Genomic DNA, 456 nt, shown 5'->3' with positions numbered 1-456 from the left:
GCGACCTTGTCGAAGCGGCCTGCCAACCTCTGGTCGGCCGCGTCCAGGGCCGCCTGGCAGTGCGCGCACCGGGATGGGCGGGCGGTGACCGTCTCGTCCGGTGCTTCGGCCAGCATTCGGCCACCACCCTTGCGGCCAAGGCTGCCCTGGCGGGGACCCGTCCGGGCAGGCTTGTCGTCGCGGTTCGGCTTCCTGCCCTGCGACGGCGGCTGGCTGGAGTTGTTGGGCGTCTTCGGCGGCAGGCCAAGCCTGACCTCCAGCTCCGCGACCCGCGCCGTCAGCGCCTGCACCTGCGCCCACAGCGCATGGATGAGCGCGTCCTTCTCCTCATGGGAGAGCGAAGACAGGTCGGGAAGCCGGTCCATCCCCAGCTTGAATCAGGAGCCCCGTGGTGACGTCAAGCGCTCCTTCGCGGCCCGCCGACCAGCCCCGACCACACCGGGGATGAGCAGATAC

The 456-nt window shown here is 70.8% G+C and carries 1 protein-coding gene; it reads right to left on the bottom strand.

Annotation, left to right across the window (positions count from 1 at the left end; all coding sequences use genetic code 11):
• Nucleotides 1-365 (bottom strand): DUF6444 domain-containing protein (locus Q7A36_RS40910; protein WP_305109496.1); only part of this gene is annotated, 365 nt, incomplete at its 3' end.
• Nucleotides 366-456 lie beyond the last annotated feature (91 nt).

The sequence above is a fragment of the Paracraurococcus lichenis genome (genome assembly GCF_030657435.1).
Lineage (GTDB): Bacteria > Pseudomonadota > Alphaproteobacteria > Acetobacterales > Acetobacteraceae > Paracraurococcus > Paracraurococcus lichenis.
The sequence above is the reverse complement of the archived record's forward strand: the minus strand, read 5'-3'. Positions and strand labels throughout refer to the sequence as shown.